The following is a 16,843-nucleotide window of genomic DNA, read 5'->3' on the forward strand; positions in this document are numbered from 1 at the left end:
GGCTTGTGCGCGTGACGGCAATCAGTCGTTAAAGTACCAATAGCCGCTGTTGACCAGCGCGGTCAGCAGCGCCAGGAATGACGGATCGTCCACCGCGTCGCCGAGCAGGGCGGCGTCGACGCTGAAGTGCTGGCACAGGGCGTCTGCGGCCTGCAGCTGGTCGGTGTCGATCAGCTCGCCGTTGACGAAGCAGCGATCGCCGACGCGCAGCACGCGCAACCCGCCCAGGCGCTGCAGCGCTTCACCCTGTTGCAGCAGTTCGTAGATTTCCCCGGCCTGATACGGCGGCTCCGGCGGCGCCAGATCCAGCTCGTGGCGCGACTGGGAGATAAACTCGCCGAACCAGTGCTGGAAGTGCTCCGGCTGTTGCACCAGATCCAGCATCATCTGCCGCAAGGCGTCCACTTCCTGCGGCAGGATCTCCGCCGGGTGTTCGCGCAGTTTAACGTCCGGATCGCCGTAGCGCTTGCTGCCGAGCTCGCGCGCCAGCACGTAGTCGGCGAAGCCGCTCACCAGCTCGCGGCCGTTCGGCGCGCGGAAGCCCACCGAGTAGTTGAGCGCGTTTTCCAGCGCGTAGCCTTCATGCGGGAAGCCCGGCGGAATGTAGAGAATGTCGCCCGGCTCCATCTCTTCGTCGATGATGGCGTCGAACGGCTCTACCTGCAGCAGATCCGGGTGCGGGCAGTGCTGTTTCAGCGGCGTTTTTTCCCCGACGCGCCAGCGGCGGCGGCCGGTGCCCTGAATGATGAACACGTCGTACTGATCGAGGTGCGGGCCGACGCCGCCGCCCGGCACCGAGAAGGAGATCATCAGGTCATCCATCCGCCAGTCCGGCAGTTGGCGGAACGGGCGCATCAGCGCCGCCGAAGGCTCATGCCAGTGATCCACCGCCTGCACCAGCAGCGACCAGTTGTTTTCGCTCAGGTGATCGAAGCTCTCGAAGGGGCCGTGCGCGACCTGCCAACGGCCGTCCTGGTGGCTGACCAGGCGGCTGTCCACTTCGTTTTCCATCGCCAACCCGGCCAGCTCATCCGGGGAGATCGGATCGATAAAGTTTTTGAAGCCGCGCTTCAGAATCACCGGACGCTTTTGCCAATAACGTTGCAAAAAATCGTTCCAGTCCAGATCTAATTGATAATCCATGTTCTATTCCAGGATAGGGGAGTGAGCCTGAGTGCGATTATAACGGAAGTTTGGCCCCGTGGATCGGGGCCGCAGCGGCATAATTTATTCGTTGTGGTGGGTATCGTGCTGGCGGGCGAAAGTGACCTGCATGCGCGCGCCGCCGAGCGGGCTGTCGCTGATGACGATTTCGCCGTCGTATTGCTCGATGATCTCCGCCGCCACCGACAGGCCAAGGCCCTGGCCGGGGCGCAGGGTGTCCACCCGCTGGCCGCGCTGGAAGATCAGCTGGCGCTTGCTTTCCGGGATGCCCGGGCCGTCATCGTCGATAACGATGGTGAGGTTTTTCTCGGAGTGCAGCGAGGTGATTTCCACGAACTCCAGGCAGTATTTGCAGGCGTTTTCCAACACGTTGCCCATCACTTCCATAAAGTCGTTCTTCTCGCCCATAAAGGTCACTTCCGGCGAGATGTCCAGCGTGATCACCACCCCTTTGCGCTGGTAAACCTTGTTCAGCGCCACCACCAGGCTGTCGAGCAGCGCCGGCACCGAGTGGATCTCGCGCGTCAACACCGTTTGGCCGGAGTTGATGCTGGCCCGGTGCAGGTAGTAACCGATCTGCTGCGAGATGCGCCCGATCTGATCCAGCATGATCGGCTCGGCTTCTTCGATGGTGGTCTGCTTGCCGCTGCGCAGCGAGCGCAGGGTGCTTTGCAGCACCGCCAGCGGCGTTTTCAGGCTGTGGGTCAGATCCGACAGGGTGGTGCGATATTTGGTGTAGCGCTGGCGCTCGTTACGCACCAGAATGTTCAGATTGCGCACCAGCCCGCGCAGTTCGCTGGGCGGGTTCTCATCCAGCTGATCGCGCTCGCCGTTCTCCAGTTCGCCAACCTGATTGACCAGCGCCTTGATCGGCCGCAGGCTCCAGTAGGCCGCCAGCCACAGCAGCGGCACCACCAGCAGCAGGTTGGCCAACAGCACGTAGCTGAACCACTCCCACACCACGTCGGATCGCTGCAGCTCCTGCGGAATGCTGTCAACCACCACGATGGTCAGCGCCGGCAGGCGAGGCGTGGCGGCATAGGTGTTGACCGCCACCGAGTGGGTCAGCGCGTTCTGATCGGTATCGTCGTAATTCTTCAGCTGATCCTGCGCTTTGGGGTTGTCCCCCAGCACTTCGCTACTGACGCGGGTGTCGGTGTCGATTTCGTAGAAGCCGGACTCCTCCAGCCATTCCTTGTTGATCAGCTTCTCGAGCTCCGGCACCTTGCGCTGGCTCCACAGCAGGTTGCCTTTATCGTCGTAGATAAAGACCAGCGTCGGGAAGTTGAGATCGAGATCGGGGGGAATGGCGATGGTGAGTTTGTTGTCTTTCCACTGCGCCAGGCTGAAGAACAGGTTGCTCTCGCCGCGCAGCAGACGGAAGGCGGTTTTGTCGAAGCTGACGATATAGCCGACGACCGCCACCAAACCGTAAGAGAGCGACAGCGCCAGGATCACCCCGGCGGTCGCCATCAGGAAGCGGGCACGCAGCGAAAACGGTTTTTTATTCTTGTTGAACATCATGTTCACTTCGCGTCAAAACGATAGCCCTGGCCACGTACCGTGGTGATCACTTCATGCGGGTATTCCGCCTGCACTTTCTTGCGCAAGCGGCCCATCAGCACGTCGATGGTGTGGCTTTCACGCAGTTCGGCGTCCGGGTAGAGCTGCAGCATCAACGAATCCTTGCTCACCACCTTGCCGGCGTTGCGGATCAGGGTTTCGATGATGGTGTATTCAAAGGCGGTCAGCTTGATCTGTTGATCGTTGACGCTCAGTTCGCGGCGCGACAGATCGATCTGGAACGGCGGCAGCACGATCACCTGCGAAGCCAGGCCGCTGTTGCGGCGCATCAGCGCCTGCATGCGGGCGATCACCTCTTCCAGGTGGAACGGCTTGGTGACATAGTCGTCGGCGCCGGCTTCCAGCACCGCCACTTTGTCCTGCCAGCTTTCGCGGGCGGTCAGCACCAGGATCGGCAGCTTGGTCTGATGGGCGCGCCAGCGGCGGATCAGGCTCAGGCCGTCTTCACCCGGCAGGCCGAGATCGACGATGGCGATATCCGGCGCGTGTTCCTGCAGGAAATAATCGGCTTCCTTGGCGTCTTCGGCCGCGTCGACCTGATGGCCCATCTCGCGCATCTGAACGGAAAGGTGGTGACGCAGCAAACCATTATCTTCAACAACCAGTACTCGCATGGCGAACTCCTGTGACTATGCGGGTGAACATCCTGTCACCCACGCGATAAAAGGGAACACGCTCCGCGGCGTGTCAGGGAATAACGCGGCCACCTGAACCATTTTGACAAAAAGTGCTGAGGCTATGGTAGGTATAACCCGCCCGGCCCGCAAGAGAGCCGAAGCAATGTATTAAAATAAGCGTTATCAATTTGTTCGCCGACATTATCGACAAGCTCTGATAAACGTCGGATAAACAGCGGCGGGGCAACATTAAACGCAACTTAAACGCGCCGGGCATTGCCCGCGAAAGGGAAGTGTGAGCCGGGCGCTTGATAAGCTTTAAAGGTACTAATAAGGTATTATTGAGGCAACGGCACATTTTCTCAGGAGCGACGGATGAAGCAGTTAACCCAGGCAGAACGCATAGCGGGCGCACTTTACGGACAGATGCTGGGCGACGCGCTCGGCATGCCTTCCGAGCTGTGGCCGCGCGAGCGGGTTAAGCGCCATTTCGGCTGGATAGACGGTTTTCTCGATGGGCCGGCGGAGAACTCGGCCGCCTGTTACTTCAAGGCCGGGCAATATACCGACGATACCGCGATGGCACTGGCGCTGGCCGATGCGCTGCGGGAAGCGGAAGGTGAGGTGGTGCCGGCGCTGATCGCCCGCAATGTGATCCGCTGGGTGGACAGTTTTGACGCCTTCAACAAGAACATTCTCGGCCCCAGTTCCAAACTGGCGTTGAGCGAGCAAAAAGCGGGCACGCCGATCGCCGAGTTGGAAAACAACGGCATCACCAATGGCGCAGCAATGCGCATTTCGCCTTTGGGCTGCGTGCTGCCGTCTGCGCCGCTGGAGGATTTCTGTCAGCAGGTGTGGCTGGCCTCCAGCCCGACGCACAAATCCGACATCGCCGTCGCCGGTGCCGTCGCGATCGCTTGGGCGGTTTCGCGTGCGGTGGAGGGCGCGGACTGGGCCTCGATTCGCCTGGCGCTGCCGGGCGTGGCGGAGTATGCCCAGCGCCGTCAGGTGACGACGTTCAGCCCCTCACTGGCGGCGCGCATCGAGTTGGCGTTTCAGGTGGTGGATGAGGCCGCCGATCCCGAGCAGGCCTCTGAGCGGATATATCAACTGATTGGCGCCGGGGTGAGCACCATCGAGTCGGTGCCGGCGGCGCTGGCGATGGTGCAGCTGGCGCAAACCGATCCTACCCGTTGCGCGGTGCTGTGCGCCAATCTGGGCGGCGATACCGACACCATCGGCGCGATGGCCACCGCTGTCTGCGGCGCGCTGCACGGCGCCGGCGCGATGGATCCTGCCCTGCTGGCGGAGTTGCAGCGGGTGAATCCGCTGGACGTTGAGGCGTATGCCCAGGCGTTCGCGCGTTTTCGCCGTCGCCGGCAGGGCGAGGCGTGACGGATCAGCTCTCGCTGGTAAACTCGTACATGTCGCTGCGGCAGAAGCTTTCGCTGTATTCGATCGGCTTCTTGCGGTGGTCGAACAACGTCTGGCGCACGATCAGCAGCGGCATCGGTTCGGATAGCTGCAGCGCCTGGCGGATGTCGTCGTCGGCCATCGCCGCGCTGACCTGGCTGCGCAGCGAGCCCATCTCCACATTGTTGCGCCGGAAGTAGTCGTACAGCGAGATGCCAATCTCGTCGACGTTGGCAATCGCCGCCGCCACCACGTAGGACACCGCCACCGACATCGGCCGCCGATCGATAAAGTGAATGCGCTTGAGTTGGTAGATCGGCGCTCCAACCGCCAGCCGGAGTTTTTCCGCCAGTTCGGCGCTGGCCGGCACCCGCTCGCGGCTGATCCATTGCGTATCCGGCTGACGCCCCTGTTGCGTCGCCTCGCGCGAGAACCCTTTGATGTCCGCTAATGAATAGCGCAGCTTCGGCGCGGGCCGTTGTGGCTGGATGAAGGTGCCGTAGCCGCGTGAACGGCCGATGATGCCGTCTTGCTCAAGGCAGGCCAGCGCTTTGCGCACCGTGATGCGCGAGATGCCGAGCCGTTCGGTAAACAGGCGCTCGCTGGGCAGGAAATCCCCCGCGTTCAGCAATCCTTGCTCGATAGCCTGGCGCACCGAGGCGTTAAAGCGCAGATATAACGGCATCGCGCCCGCGCTGGCCAGATCCTGCAGCAGTTTTTCCAGCAGACGCTGGTTGATCTCCTTGCTCATAGCTGACGGAAGTCCTGTAGCCGCAATGCGATGGCTTATTTAAGGGGATTTCGCCGGGCAGCGCAACTGCCGCCGCCGCTGGGAGAAATGAGGTAGAGTAGTGTGCTATCGCCCCAGGCTCGGAGAAACAGACTGCCCATGAGTGACACCCCACGACACGCGGACGACGCGGCAATCCTGGCAGCCTTTATCCAGCAGCGTCAGCAGGGGCTGACCCGACGTTCGGCGCTGCATCAGGCCCTGTTGCGGCTCATCACCGCCGGGGAACTGCCGTGGCGGGCGAAGCTGCCGCCGAGCCGCGCGTTGGCGGCCCGGTTGACGGTAGCGCGTGACACGGTGGAACAGACCTACGCGCGGCTGGAGGCGGAGGGGTTTATCAGCCGAACGGTGGGGCGCGGCAGCTTTGTGCGTTATCGCTGCGATACGCTGCTTGGCCGTGAACTGCTGGCGACGCAGGCAGGCCAGGAGGCGCGGCTGGCGGAACGCGAATTAAGCGATCGCGGCCGGGCGTTGCTGGCGGTCAGCCATACGCCGCACACCAGCCGCCAGGCTTCGCTGACGCCCTCGCTGGCGGATCTGCGGGCGTTTCCCATCGATTCATGGCTGCAGTGGGAAAAGCAGGCGCTGCGGCGCCACGGCGAGCGGCTGTTGGGGTATGCCGATCCGCAGGGCTTGCCGGAACTGCGCGCGGCGATCGCGCACTATTTGCAGCGGGAGCGGGGCGTCAAGGCGTCGGCGGAGCAGGTGATCGTGGTCACCAGCTCTCAGCAGGCGCTGGCGCTGTGCACCCAGGTGCTGTTCGATCCCGGCGATGCGGTATTCGTCGAAGAGCCGGGCTACCAGGGGGCGAAAAAGCTGGTGCAGTCGGCGGGGCTGCAGGCGCGGCCGATCGGCATCGATGAGCAGGGGATGGACGTCGGGCAACTGATGCACGCCACGGGCGGCGGGCGGGGCGTTTACATCACGCCGTCCCATCACTACCCGCTGGGGTATTCGCTGAGCCTCGAGCGGCGTCTGGCGCTGTTGCAGTGGGCCCAGCGTCGGCGGGCCTGGATCATCGAAGACGATTATGACGCCGAGTTCAACTACGATCGACAAACCAAGGCGGCGCTGCAGGGGCTGGACAGCGGCGGGCGCACGCTGTACATCGGTACCTTCAGCAAGACGCTGTTTCCGGGGCTGCGCATCGGCTTCATGATTGCGCCGCCGCAGCTGGTGCGGCCATTGGTCGCCGCCAGGCAGTTTCAGGACGGCTACACGTCGGCGCTGGCGCAGATGACGCTGTTCCACTGCTTGCATGAGGGCGGCTACGCCGAGCATCTGCGCAATATGCGCACGCTGTACAAGGCACGGCTGGATGTGCTGTACGACGCGGTGCAACGCCATCTCGCGCCCTGGACGCACCCGGCCTTGCCACAGGGTGGGCTGCAGCTGGTTTGCCCGTTGGCGGATGCGGCGACGGAGCGGCGGCTGGTGGCGGCGGCGGCCGAACGAGGAATACGGTTGTACGGCCTGGCGGATTTCTACACCGGCGCGCCGCAGCGCGGGGCGCTGGTGCTCGGTTTTTCGGCCTATACGCCGGACGAGATCGTGCGCTTTATCGCCACGCTGGCGCAGGTGTTCAACGCGCTGCCGCGGGAAAGCGGCGGTTAAAATTGGTCTGCTCGGCGTTTTGAATTGGTCCGTATTACGCCGCCGCTGCGCGGTGTATCCTGCCGCTATTCGGTTATTTCCCTAATGGAAATAATATGTTAACCCCGTGAGGCGCTATGAACCCATCAAATCGTGAAGTGACCATCCGCAGAATCAATGGCGACGACAGAGCGCAATGGCTGGCGTTGTGGCAGGGCTATCTCGACTTTTACCGCGCCGACGTGGCGCCGCAGGTGACCGATCGCACCTTCGAACGGTTGGGGCAGGATGAACAGGTGTACGGGCTGGTGGCGGAGGATGCCGACGGCCGGCTGCTGGGGCTGATGAACCTGGTATTCCATCCGTCCACCTGGAGCGCGATGGGCTATTGTTATATCGAAGATCTCTATGTGTCGCCGCAGGCGCGCGGCCATAAAGTGTCGGAAAAACTGTTCGAACAGGCGTATCGACTGGCGGAGGCGCGCGGCAGCGATCGGGTCTATTGGATGACTCAGGAGTACAACGCGCCGGCGCGTTCGCTGTACGACAAAATCGGCAGAAGAAGCTCGTTTATCGTTTATACCCGTTAACCGCAGGAGGCGCGTATGGCAATGAATCGTTATGGTCAGCCGATTGGCGAACCGATGCCGGATTGGCAGCCGGCTCGTCGCCCGGGCGGCGCAACGCTCGGCGGGCGTTTCTGCTCGCTGGCGCCGCTCGAGCCGCAGCGGGATTACGCCGCGCTGTACGACGCTTTCCAGCTGGCGCCGGACGGCCGCGACTGGACCTATCTGTCTATCGAACGGCCCGACACGCCGGCGGCGATGCTGCTGCATCTGGAGACGCTGCAGGCCAACCCGACGCTGGTCAATCTGACGGTGTTCGATGCCGCCAGCGACGCGCCGGTGGGGACGGTGGCGCTGATGCGCATCGACGAGGCCAACGGCGTGCTGGAGATCGGCCACGTCAGCTGGTCACCGTTGATGAAACAGCGTTCCAGCGCCACCGAGGCCATCGCGCTGCTGCTGCGTTACGCCTTCGACACGCTGGGCTATCGCCGCTGTGAGTGGAAGTGCGACAGCCATAACGCGCCATCGCGCCAGGCCGCGCTGCGCTTTGGCTTCCGTTACGAGGGCAACTTCCGCTTTGCGGTGATCGTTAAAGGGCGCAGCCGCGATACCGACTGGTTCGCCATCACCGCTGACCGTTGGCCTGCGGTGCGGCAGGCGTTTGAGCGCTGGCTGAGTGCGGACAACTTCGATGCGCAGGGGCGGCAGATTGCCCGGCTGCAGGTGTTGCGCGGCGAATAATAAGCAACAAGGCGGCCCGTGGGCCGCCTTGTCGTTGTGGGTCTAACGCGCTTACTTCAGCTCGTCGACCAGGGTAGTGGCGCGGCCGATGTAGTTGGCCGGGGTCATCGCCTTCAGACGGGTTTTCTCTTCTTCCGGCAGCGCCAGGCCATCGATGAACGCCTGCATGCCGGCGGCGTCCACGCGCTTGCCGCGGGTCAGTTCTTTCAACTTCTCGTAAGGCTTCTCGATGCCGTAGCGGCGCATCACGGTCTGGATCGGCTCGGCCAGCACTTCCCAGTTGTGATCCAGTTCGTCCAACAGGTGCGCCTGGTTGACTTCCAGCTTGCTGATGCCCTTCAGGGTGGCCTGATAGGCGATCAGCGCATAGCCCAGGCCCACGCCCAGGTTACGCAGCACGGTGGAGTCGGTCAGATCGCGCTGCCAGCGGGAAACCGGCAGTTTACCCGCCAGGTGGCCCAGCACGGCGTTGGCCAGCCCCAGGTTGCCTTCGGAGTTTTCGAAGTCGATCGGGTTGACCTTGTGCGGCATGGTGGAAGAGCCGATTTCGCCGGCGATGGTCTTCTGCTTGAAGTGGTTCAGGGCGATGTAGCCCCAGATGTCGCGGTCGAAGTCGATCAGAATGGTGTTGAAACGCGCTACGCAGTCGAACAGTTCGGCGATGTAGTCATGTGGTTCGATCTGCGTGGTGTACGGGTTCCAGGTGATGCCGAGCGAGGTCACAAACGCTTCGCTGAACTGATGCCAGTCCACTTCCGGGTAAGCGACGATGTGGGCATTGTAGTTGCCGACCGCGCCGTTGATTTTACCCATGATCTCCACGCGCTCCAGCTGGCGGTACTGGCGCTCCATGCGGTAAGCCACGTTGGCGAACTCTTTGCCGACGGTCGACGGGGTTGCCGGCTGGCCGTGGGTGCGCGACAGCAGCGGGATATCGCGGTATTCCTGCGCCAGCCCTTTCAGCGCGTCGATGATCTTGCGCCAGTAAGGCAACACCACGTCCTGACGGGCGCTTTGCAGCATCAGCGCATGCGACAGGTTGTTGATGTCTTCGGAGGTGCAGGCGAAGTGGATGAACTCGGACACCGCGTGCAGCGCAGGCACCGCCGCCACTTTTTCCTTCAGGAAATACTCGACCGCTTTCACGTCGTGGTTGGTGGTGCGTTCGATGGTTTTGATGCGCTGCGCGTCTTCTTCATTGAATTCCGCGACGATTTTGTCGAGGAAAGCGTTTGCGTCGGCGTCAAAAGCGGGAACTTCCTTGATTTCTGCGCAGGCGGCCAGTTTTTGCAGCCAACGTACTTCAACCTGTACGCGGAATTTCAGCAGACCGTATTCGCTGAAAATGGGGCGCAGTGCGCTGACTTTATCACCGTAGCGTCCATCAACGGGGGAAACGGCGGTCAGTGAGGATAATTCCATCGGTAGCAACTCCTGGGATCGATTAACAATGAGCAACGATATTTTGCGCCTGCTTGAACAGACGATTACGGGAAAACATTAACTGCAGGCGGCTGCCGCCGACCTGTTGCCACAGCACGGCGGCGCGAATGCCGGCCAGCAGCGTGGCGCGCACCTTGGCCTGCACCTGCGGATTCTGCAAGATCGCCGGCGAGCCGGTCACCTGAATGCGCGGCCCGAGCGGGCTGACCACGTCGACGTAAATGCCGGCCAGCGCGCTGATGATGGTGTCTGACTCAAGATCGAAGTGCGCCAACTGGCGCTCAAGCTGGCCGAGGCGTTCGCCGAGCGTGTTCATCGCCTGTTTGTTGGCGTTGAGCTTGCGCTCCAGCACCATCAGGCTGATGGTGTAGCGGGTCAGTTCCGCGCCCGGCCCTTTGTTGTTGGCATTCAGCACGCCCATCAGGGTTTCGAGGCCGACCATCAAATTGCGTTCTTCGCCGCCGAACACCGCCAGCGTGGAGGGCGGATCCATTTGCAGCAGGCTTTTCAGCGAGGTCTGAAACGCTTCGCGGTCGCATTGCCCTTCATGGGCCAACTGCTGAACCAAACGCGCCGACTGGCTGATGCCCGCCATGGCCAGCGTGATGTCATAATAATTCTTCGCCACGATGACTCCTGTAAACGCGGTGAACGGTACATGGCTTACTGCATAAGGTTGTGTGTATCGCAGGGGCAACGGCGGCGGCCGCGAACGGTAACGCTCGGGCGTGGCTGTAACAACGATGACAACGAATGCCGCGGATCATGCCACAAAATCGAGGGTAAACCCAGCGTCTAATACGTCTGTGACGAGGCGGAGGCGCCGTGCGGCGCAGAACTGCGCAATAAGGCGGCGAAAATCGCCAGCGCGGCGGCGCGAACTTATTGTTGCGGCGGCAAATAAAGTGCGGCGGCTGCATCTATACTGCCAACGTGAACCCTTAAATAAAGACCTTTATATGCACGTAAAAAACAAGCAGCCGCTGCCGGCGGTGACGCTGGCGGCCATCGGCGTGGTGTACGGCGATATCGGCACCAGCCCGCTGTATACCCTGCGCGAATGCCTGACGGCGGAGGAGGGCATCACCCTGACGCCGGCCTCGATTTACGGCTTTTTGTCGCTGATTTTCTGGCTGCTGACGCTGGTGGTGTCCATTAAATACATTTGTTTTGTGATGCGCGCCGACAACGACGGCGAGGGAGGCATTCTGACGCTGATGTCGCTGGCGATCCGCAAGCTGGATGCGCGCTGGGTGCCGGCGGCGGTGCTGATCGGGCTGGTGGGCGGCAGCTTCTTTTACGGCGACGGGGTGATCACCCCGGCCATTTCGGTGCTCTCGGCCATCGAGGGGCTGCAGATTATCGCCCCCGAGCTGGACAGCTTTATCGTGCCGCTGTCGCTGCTGGTGCTGACCGCGTTGTTCGCGATCCAAAAACGCGGCACCGGCAGCGTCGGCAAACTGTTTGCCCCGGCGATGGTTATCTGGTTCCTGACGCTGGCGCTGCTGGGCATCGGCGGCATTCTGCATCACCCCGGCGTGCTGCGGGCGCTGAACCCTTACTGGGCGGTGAATTTCTTCCTCGAATACAAGGCGGTGTCATTCTTTGCGCTGGGCATGGTGGTGCTGTCGGTCACCGGCGCAGAAGCGTTGTACGCCGATATGGGCCACTTCGGTAAAAAGCCGATCCGTCTGGCGTGGTTTACGCTGGTGGCGCCGGCGCTGGTGTTGAATTACTTCGGCCAGGGGGCGCTGCTGCTGGCCAATCCGGCGGCGATCAACAACCCGTTCTTCCTGCTGGCGCCGACCTGGGCGCTGATCCCGCTGCTGGTGATCGCCACGCTGGCGACGGTGATCGCCTCGCAGGCGGTGATCTCCGGCGTGTTCTCGCTGACGCGGCAGGCGGTGCGGCTGGGCTACCTGCCGCCGATGCGCATCATCTATACCTCCGATCAGGAGTCCGGGCAGATCTACATTCCGGTGGTGAACTGGCTGCTGTTCGCGGCGGTGCTGATCGTGATTATCAGTTTCAAACACTCCAGCAACCTGGCGTCGGCTTACGGCATCGTGGTGACCGGCACCATGCTGCTGTCGTCGATTTTGCTGAGCATCGTGGCGGTGAAAAACTGGGGCTGGCCGCGCGCGCTGGGCGGGTTGATGCTGCTGGTCATGCTGTGCATCGACGTGCCGCTGTTCGGCGCCAACCTGATCAAGCTGGCGACCGGCGGCTGGCTGCCGGTGGCGCTTGGGCTGACGATTCTGCTGATCATGCTGACCTGGAAGACCGAGCGTTCGCGCCTGATCCGCCGGTTGCGCGACAACCAGGAAGGGCTGAGCGCGCTGATCGAATCGCTGGAGAAGGCGCCGCCGAAGCGGGTGCCGGGCACCGCGGTGTTTATGGAGCGCACGCCGCATGCGGTGCCGCTGGTGCTGTTGCATAACCTGAAGCACAACAAGGTGCTGCACGAGCGCGTGGTGCTGCTGACCATCGTCACCACCGACATGCCGTACGTGCACAATGTGCAGCGGGTGGCGATCGAACAGCTGTCGGCGAGCTTTTGGCGGGTGGTGGCGAGCTACGGCTGGCGCGAGACGCCCAACGTGACGGATATCCTTTATCGCTGCGGGCTGGAGGGGATGAGCTTCACCATGAACGAGACCTCGTTCTTCATGTCGCGCGATACGCTGGTGCTGGGCAAGCGGCCCTGGTATCTGCGAGTGCGCGGCAAGGTGTTCCAGCTATTGCAGCGCAACGCGCTGCGGGCGCCGGATCTGTTCGAAATCCCGCCGAATCGGGTGATCGAGCTGGGCGCGCAGGTGGAATTTTGAATAAAAAAACGCTGCGGTAAACGCAGCGTTTTTCTTGGGCGGCAGGCGAATTACGCCAGGCGCTGTTCGATGATGCCGCCGCCGAGGCAGATTTCGCCCTGGTAGAACACCGCCGACTGACCGGGGGTGACGGCGGAGACCGGCTCGTCGAAACGCACTTCGATGCGTTCGTCGTCGAGCGGGGTCACGGTGCAAGGGATGTCCTGCTGGCGATAGCGGGTCTTCACCGTACAGCGGAACGGGCCGGTCAGCGGCAGACGATCCACCCAGTGCAGCTGCTGCGCGATCAGGCCGACGGACATCAGACGCGGGTGATCGTGCCCCTGCGCAACCACCAGCACGTTGTTGGCCACGTCTTTATCCACCACGTACCACGGATCTTCGCTGCTGTCTTTCAGGCCGCCGATGCCCAGCCCTTTGCGCTGGCCCAGGGTGTGATACATCAGACCCTGGTGTTCGCCGACGGTCTGGCCGTCGACGCTGACGATCGGGCCCGGCTGCGCCGGCAGGTAGCGGCCGAGGAAGTCGCGGAACTTGCGTTCGCCGATGAAGCAGATGCCGGTGGAGTCTTTCTTCTTGGCGGTGACCAGCTCCAGTTGCTCGGCGATGCGGCGCACCTCCGGCTTCTCCAGCTCCCCGACCGGGAACAGGCTCTGCGCCACCTGCTCGTGGCTCAGGGTGTAGAGGAAGTAGCTCTGATCTTTGTTGCCGTCGACGCCGCGCAGCAGGCGGCTTTTGCCGTCCACGTCCTGGCGGCGCACGTAGTGGCCGGTGGCGATGAAATCGGCCCCCAGATCTTCGGCGGCGAACTCCAGGAAGGCTTTGAATTTGATCTCTTTGTTGCACAGGATGTCCGGGTTCGGCGTGCGGCCGGCCTTGTACTCTTCCAGGAACAGCTCAAACACGTTGTCCCAGTATTCCGCCGCAAAGTTCACCGTGTGCAGTTCGATGCCCAGCTTGTCGCAGACCGCTTGCGCGTCGGCCAGATCGGTCGCGGCGGAGCAGTACTCTTCGTCGTCGTCTTCTTCCCAGTTTTTCATGAACAGCCCAGCGACCTGATAGCCCTGTTGCTGTAACAGATAGGCGGTAACGGAAGAGTCGACGCCGCCGGACATACCGACGATTACTTTTTTCTGGCTGTTGTCTGACATGGGGATCTCACGAACTTGAACACGAACCGTGCTGATAAAAACAAGCGCAGGATTTTACCACGTTGCCCGCGCCGGCGCACTGTTCATCTTGTGCTGCCCGGCGCCCTCAATGTGGCCAGGCGAAGCTGCCGACTAGCGACAGCGGGTAACGCTCCGGCTGCTGATAACTGCGAATGCTCTCGGCCACCAGCGCGGAACGCAGGTTGGGCGCCTGCAAAATCTCGTCGGCGCTCAACCACAGGCAGCGATCGATGTCGCTGTCGTGCGGCTCGGTCGGCAACGGCTGTTCCAGCTCGATGACGAAGCAAAAACGCAGGAACGGCGTGTGATCCGGCGCAATCCATTGGTGCAGGCGTAAAAACGCCTGCGGCGTGGCGCGGATGCCGGTCTCTTCCCACAGCTCGCGCTCGGCGGCCTGCACCAGCGTCTCGTCGGCCTCCAGGTGGCCGGCCGGCTGATTCCACAGCGCTTTGCCGTTGATGGTCTCTTCGACGACCAAAAATTTGCCGGCGGCGTGCACCACGCAGGCTACGGTGACGTGCGGTTTGAACATGCGGTCTCCTTACAGCGGTTTGTCGATGCGCCGGTAGATGTCGTCCAGCTCGGCGATGCGGGTGCGGTAACTTTGCAGCAGGCAGGCGGTGTCGCCGCCGCACCGCTGGCGTTTGGCCAGCCAGGCCTGCTGGCTGTCCTGCATCGCGCCGCGCGCGCCCATGGCGAACAGGCCGCGCAGGAATTGGTACTTGGTGGCCATTTGCACGTCCAGATCGTTCAGCGTGCGGTTGGCGCAGATGGTGCGTTCATCGCTGCCTGCCGCCTTGGCGCAGTCGAAGCTGGCGGCCGGGGCGGCGAACGGGGCCGCCAGAGCGGCGAGCAGCAGCGCGATCGGAGTAGATTTCATGGCGCCTCCATCAGTTATCGGTCTACAGGGAATCGATGGTTTTCCATTCACCGGGCTGCAGTGAACCCAGCGAAAGATTACCCATACTGTAGCGAATCAGGCGCAGGGTAGGGAACCCGATATGCGCCGTCATGCGACGCACCTGGCGGTTTCGCCCTTCATACAGGGTGATTTTCAGCCAACTGGTGGGGATGGATTTACGCTCGCGGATCGGCGGGTTGCGCGGCCACAGCCACTGCGGCTCGGCCACCAACTCAACACCGGCGGGCAGCGTCGGGCCGTCTTTCAGCGTGACGCCGCTGCGCAGCGGCGCCAGATCGCTCTCCTGCGGCGCGCCCTCGACCTGCACATAATAGATTTTGCCGGTGCGCTTGCCCGGCTGGGTGAGCTGCGCCTGCAGCTGGCCGTCGTTGGTCAGCACCAGCAGCCCTTCGCTGTCGCGATCCAGGCGCCCGGCGGCGTAAACGTCGGGAAAGGGGATGTATTCTTTCAGCGTGGCGCGGCCGGCTTCGTCGGTGAACTGCGGTAGCACGTCGAAGGGCTTGTTGAATAACACAATGCGGCGCGGCCCCTTCGGCGCGGCGGGTTTGGCGGCATTCGGCTTGCTGAATCGTTTAACGCTGTGATTTCTAACAGAGAATTTTTTCATAACGGTTGAGATTACGGATGATAAGCGCATTATAACCGAATCCGTTTCGGATTGGCGCGGACCGAATATTCAAGTAGTATCTACACGCATCTTACAAAGCATTAACAAAATTGCGCTTGAAGGAGAGGTTGATGGAAAGCAAAGTAGTTGTTCCGGCAGAAGGTAAAAAAATCACGGTTGACGCCCAGGGTAAACTGGTTGTTCCTCATAACCCGATCATCCCGTTCATCGAAGGCGACGGCATCGGCGTTGACGTGACTCCTGCCATGATCCACGTGGTTGATGCGGCCGTTAAAAAGGCTTACCACGGCGAACGTAAAATCTCCTGGATGGAAATCTACACCGGCGAAAAATCTACCCACGTTTACGGTAAAGACGTGTGGCTGCCGGACGAAACTCTGGACCTGATCCGCGACTACCGCGTCGCCATCAAAGGCCCCCTGACCACCCCGGTCGGCGGCGGCATCCGTTCTCTGAACGTGGCCCTGCGCCAGCAGCTGGACCTGTACGTGTGCCTGCGCCCGGTGCGTTACTACCAGGGCACCCCAAGCCCGGTGAAACAGCCTGAGCTGACCGACATGGTGATCTTCCGCGAAAACGCCGAAGACATCTACGCCGGTATCGAGTGGAAAGCCGGCTCCGCCGAAGCGGACAAAGTGATCAAATTCCTGCGCGACGAAATGGGCGTGAAGAAAATCCGCTTCCCAGAGCAGTGCGGTATCGGCGTGAAGCCATGCTCCGAAGAAGGGACCAAGCGTCTGGTGCGCGCGGCGATCGAATACGCCATCACCAACGACCGCGACTCCGTGACTCTGGTTCACAAAGGCAACATCATGAAGTTCACCGAAGGTGCCTTCAAGGATTGGGGCTATGAGCTGGCGCGCGAAGAGTTCGGCGGCGAGCTGATCGACGGCGGCCCATGGCTGAAGATCAAGAACCCGAACACCGGCAAAGAGATCGTGGTTAAAGACGTGATCGCCGACGCCTTCCTGCAGCAGATCCTGCTGCGCCCGGCGGAATACGACGTGATCGCCTGTATGAACCTGAACGGCGACTACATCTCCGACGCCCTGGCGGCCCAGGTAGGCGGCATCGGCATTGCGCCGGGCGCCAACATCGGCTCCGACTGCGCGCTGTTCGAAGCGACTCACGGCACCGCGCCGAAGTACGCCGGCCAGGACAAAGTGAACCCAGGCTCCATCATCCTGTCCGCAGAGATGATGCTGCGCCACATGGGCTGGTTCGAAGCGGCTGACCTGATCGTTAAAGGCATGGAAGGCGCCATCGCGGCCAAGACCGTGACCTACGACTTCGAACGCCTGATGGAAGGCGCTAAGCTGCTGAAATGTTCAGAGTTTGGCGACGCCATCGTTAAACACATGTAAGGGTGTTTGGCGTTA

General features: G+C 61.9%; 16 protein-coding genes. 6 read left to right on the forward strand and 10 right to left on the reverse strand.

All coding sequences use genetic code 11. The annotated features are described in order from the left end of the window. Positions 1-21: 21 nt before the first annotated feature. The 3 genes from ACTJJ6_RS03055 to phoP all read right to left on the reverse strand — a co-directional run bounded on the left by ACTJJ6_RS03055 (position 22) and on the right by phoP (position 3,362). A complete protein-coding gene (locus ACTJJ6_RS03055; RefSeq protein ID WP_004941161.1) occupies positions 22-1,143 on the reverse strand; it encodes a ribosomal protein uL16 3-hydroxylase in 1,122 nt (373 codons plus the stop codon). 84 nt (positions 1,144-1,227) lie between these two features. Continuing rightward, positions 1,228-2,685: a two-component system sensor histidine kinase PhoQ gene (gene phoQ, locus ACTJJ6_RS03060; protein WP_004941164.1), complete on the reverse strand. Its 1,458-nt coding sequence runs from the start codon at positions 2,683-2,685 to the stop codon at positions 1,228-1,230. A gap of 5 nt (positions 2,686-2,690) precedes the next feature. Next, positions 2,691-3,362: a two-component system response regulator PhoP gene (gene phoP / locus ACTJJ6_RS03065; protein ID WP_004941169.1), complete on the reverse strand. Its 672-nt coding sequence runs from the start codon at positions 3,360-3,362 to the stop codon at positions 2,691-2,693. Positions 3,363-3,740: 378 nt separating this feature from the next. On the opposite strand from phoP, the gene ACTJJ6_RS03070 reads away from it, so the two are divergent. Then, on the forward strand, positions 3,741-4,760 hold the full coding sequence (locus ACTJJ6_RS03070; RefSeq protein ID WP_016928074.1) for an ADP-ribosylglycohydrolase family protein: 1,020 nt from the start codon (positions 3,741-3,743) through the stop codon (positions 4,758-4,760). Between the two features lie 4 nt (positions 4,761-4,764). On the opposite strand, the gene ACTJJ6_RS03075 is transcribed toward ACTJJ6_RS03070, so the two are convergent. Continuing rightward, on the reverse strand, positions 4,765-5,529 hold the full coding sequence (locus ACTJJ6_RS03075) for a GntR family transcriptional regulator (protein ID WP_033640605.1): 765 nt from the start codon (positions 5,527-5,529) through the stop codon (positions 4,765-4,767). A gap of 138 nt (positions 5,530-5,667) precedes the next feature. On the opposite strand from ACTJJ6_RS03075, the gene pdxR reads away from it, so the two are divergent. The 3 genes from pdxR (at position 5,668) to ACTJJ6_RS03090 (ending at position 8,471) form a co-directional block, all read left to right on the forward strand. Further along, the gene (gene pdxR, locus ACTJJ6_RS03080; RefSeq protein ID WP_049300650.1) at positions 5,668-7,182 is read left to right on the forward strand and encodes a MocR-like pyridoxine biosynthesis transcription factor PdxR; all 1,515 of its coding nucleotides are present in this window, start codon (positions 5,668-5,670) and stop codon (positions 7,180-7,182) included. Between the two features lie 116 nt (positions 7,183-7,298). Continuing rightward, positions 7,299-7,751: a GNAT family N-acetyltransferase gene (locus ACTJJ6_RS03085; protein ID WP_049300649.1), complete on the forward strand. Its 453-nt coding sequence runs from the start codon at positions 7,299-7,301 to the stop codon at positions 7,749-7,751. A gap of 15 nt (positions 7,752-7,766) precedes the next feature. Next, on the forward strand, positions 7,767-8,471 hold the full coding sequence (locus tag ACTJJ6_RS03090) for a GNAT family N-acetyltransferase (protein WP_028128046.1): 705 nt from the start codon (positions 7,767-7,769) through the stop codon (positions 8,469-8,471). A 51-nt stretch (positions 8,472-8,522) separates the two neighbouring features. Here ACTJJ6_RS03090 and purB read toward each other — a convergent pair whose 3' ends face one another. Both purB and hflD read right to left on the reverse strand, forming a co-directional pair. Next, complete coding sequence (purB, locus tag ACTJJ6_RS03095) at positions 8,523-9,893, reverse strand: adenylosuccinate lyase (RefSeq protein ID WP_016928069.1); 1,371 nt, start codon at positions 9,891-9,893, stop codon at positions 8,523-8,525. A gap of 22 nt (positions 9,894-9,915) precedes the next feature. Continuing rightward, positions 9,916-10,542, reverse strand: a complete 627-nt coding sequence (gene hflD, locus ACTJJ6_RS03100) for a high frequency lysogenization protein HflD (RefSeq protein ID WP_016928068.1) — start codon at positions 10,540-10,542, stop codon at positions 9,916-9,918. A 331-nt stretch (positions 10,543-10,873) separates the two neighbouring features. On the opposite strand from hflD, the gene kup reads away from it, so the two are divergent. Next, positions 10,874-12,742, forward strand: a complete 1,869-nt coding sequence (gene kup, locus ACTJJ6_RS03105; protein ID WP_016928067.1) for a low affinity potassium transporter Kup — start codon at positions 10,874-10,876, stop codon at positions 12,740-12,742. 50 nt (positions 12,743-12,792) lie between these two features. Here the strand turns inward: kup and mnmA are convergent, their stop codons facing one another. The 4 genes from mnmA to rluE all read right to left on the reverse strand — a co-directional run bounded on the left by mnmA (position 12,793) and on the right by rluE (position 15,443). After that, positions 12,793-13,893 carry a tRNA 2-thiouridine(34) synthase MnmA gene (gene mnmA / locus ACTJJ6_RS03110; RefSeq protein ID WP_016928066.1) on the reverse strand — a complete coding sequence of 367 codons (1,101 nt, stop codon included), beginning with the start codon at positions 13,891-13,893 and terminating at the stop codon, positions 12,793-12,795. A gap of 106 nt (positions 13,894-13,999) precedes the next feature. After that, on the reverse strand, positions 14,000-14,446 hold the full coding sequence (locus ACTJJ6_RS03115; RefSeq protein WP_049300648.1) for an NUDIX hydrolase: 447 nt from the start codon (positions 14,444-14,446) through the stop codon (positions 14,000-14,002). 9 nt (positions 14,447-14,455) lie between these two features. Continuing rightward, complete coding sequence (locus ACTJJ6_RS03120; protein WP_033640599.1) at positions 14,456-14,794, reverse strand: lysozyme inhibitor LprI family protein; 339 nt, start codon at positions 14,792-14,794, stop codon at positions 14,456-14,458. A 22-nt stretch (positions 14,795-14,816) separates the two neighbouring features. Then, complete coding sequence (rluE, locus tag ACTJJ6_RS03125) at positions 14,817-15,443, reverse strand: 23S rRNA pseudouridine(2457) synthase RluE (protein WP_049300647.1); 627 nt, start codon at positions 15,441-15,443, stop codon at positions 14,817-14,819. Positions 15,444-15,574: 131 nt separating this feature from the next. On the opposite strand from rluE, the gene icd reads away from it, so the two are divergent. Further along, positions 15,575-16,828, forward strand: a complete 1,254-nt coding sequence (gene icd, locus ACTJJ6_RS03130; RefSeq protein ID WP_015377612.1) for an NADP-dependent isocitrate dehydrogenase — start codon at positions 15,575-15,577, stop codon at positions 16,826-16,828. Positions 16,829-16,843: the final 15 nt, after the last annotated feature.

Origin of the sequence: Serratia sp. 22278, assembly GCF_052045405.1 — a bacterium.
GTDB lineage: Bacteria > Pseudomonadota > Gammaproteobacteria > Enterobacterales > Enterobacteriaceae > Serratia > Serratia marcescens.

What these genes read in the sequence shown, in the direction of transcription:
- ACTJJ6_RS03055 (WP_004941161.1), bottom strand. Translation starts at nt 1,143, where the DNA reads ATGGATTATCAATTAGATCTGGACTGGAACGATTTTTTGCAACGTTAT.
- phoQ (WP_004941164.1), bottom strand. Translation starts at nt 2,685, where the DNA reads ATGTTCAACAAGAATAAAAAACCGTTTTCGCTGCGTGCCCGCTTCCTG.
- phoP (WP_004941169.1), bottom strand. Translation starts at nt 3,362, where the DNA reads ATGCGAGTACTGGTTGTTGAAGATAATGGTTTGCTGCGTCACCACCTT.
- ACTJJ6_RS03070 (WP_016928074.1), top strand. Translation starts at nt 3,741, where the DNA reads ATGAAGCAGTTAACCCAGGCAGAACGCATAGCGGGCGCACTTTACGGA.
- ACTJJ6_RS03075 (WP_033640605.1), bottom strand. Translation starts at nt 5,529, where the DNA reads ATGAGCAAGGAGATCAACCAGCGTCTGCTGGAAAAACTGCTGCAGGAT.
- pdxR (WP_049300650.1), top strand. Translation starts at nt 5,668, where the DNA reads ATGAGTGACACCCCACGACACGCGGACGACGCGGCAATCCTGGCAGCC.
- ACTJJ6_RS03085 (WP_049300649.1), top strand. Translation starts at nt 7,299, where the DNA reads ATGAACCCATCAAATCGTGAAGTGACCATCCGCAGAATCAATGGCGAC.
- ACTJJ6_RS03090 (WP_028128046.1), top strand. Translation starts at nt 7,767, where the DNA reads ATGGCAATGAATCGTTATGGTCAGCCGATTGGCGAACCGATGCCGGAT.
- purB (WP_016928069.1), bottom strand. Translation starts at nt 9,893, where the DNA reads ATGGAATTATCCTCACTGACCGCCGTTTCCCCCGTTGATGGACGCTAC.
- kup (WP_016928067.1), top strand. Translation starts at nt 10,874, where the DNA reads ATGCACGTAAAAAACAAGCAGCCGCTGCCGGCGGTGACGCTGGCGGCC.
- mnmA (WP_016928066.1), bottom strand. Translation starts at nt 13,893, where the DNA reads ATGTCAGACAACAGCCAGAAAAAAGTAATCGTCGGTATGTCCGGCGGC.
- ACTJJ6_RS03115 (WP_049300648.1), bottom strand. Translation starts at nt 14,446, where the DNA reads ATGTTCAAACCGCACGTCACCGTAGCCTGCGTGGTGCACGCCGCCGGC.
- ACTJJ6_RS03120 (WP_033640599.1), bottom strand. Translation starts at nt 14,794, where the DNA reads ATGAAATCTACTCCGATCGCGCTGCTGCTCGCCGCTCTGGCGGCCCCG.
- rluE (WP_049300647.1), bottom strand. Translation starts at nt 15,443, where the DNA reads ATGAAAAAATTCTCTGTTAGAAATCACAGCGTTAAACGATTCAGCAAG.
- icd (WP_015377612.1), top strand. Translation starts at nt 15,575, where the DNA reads ATGGAAAGCAAAGTAGTTGTTCCGGCAGAAGGTAAAAAAATCACGGTT.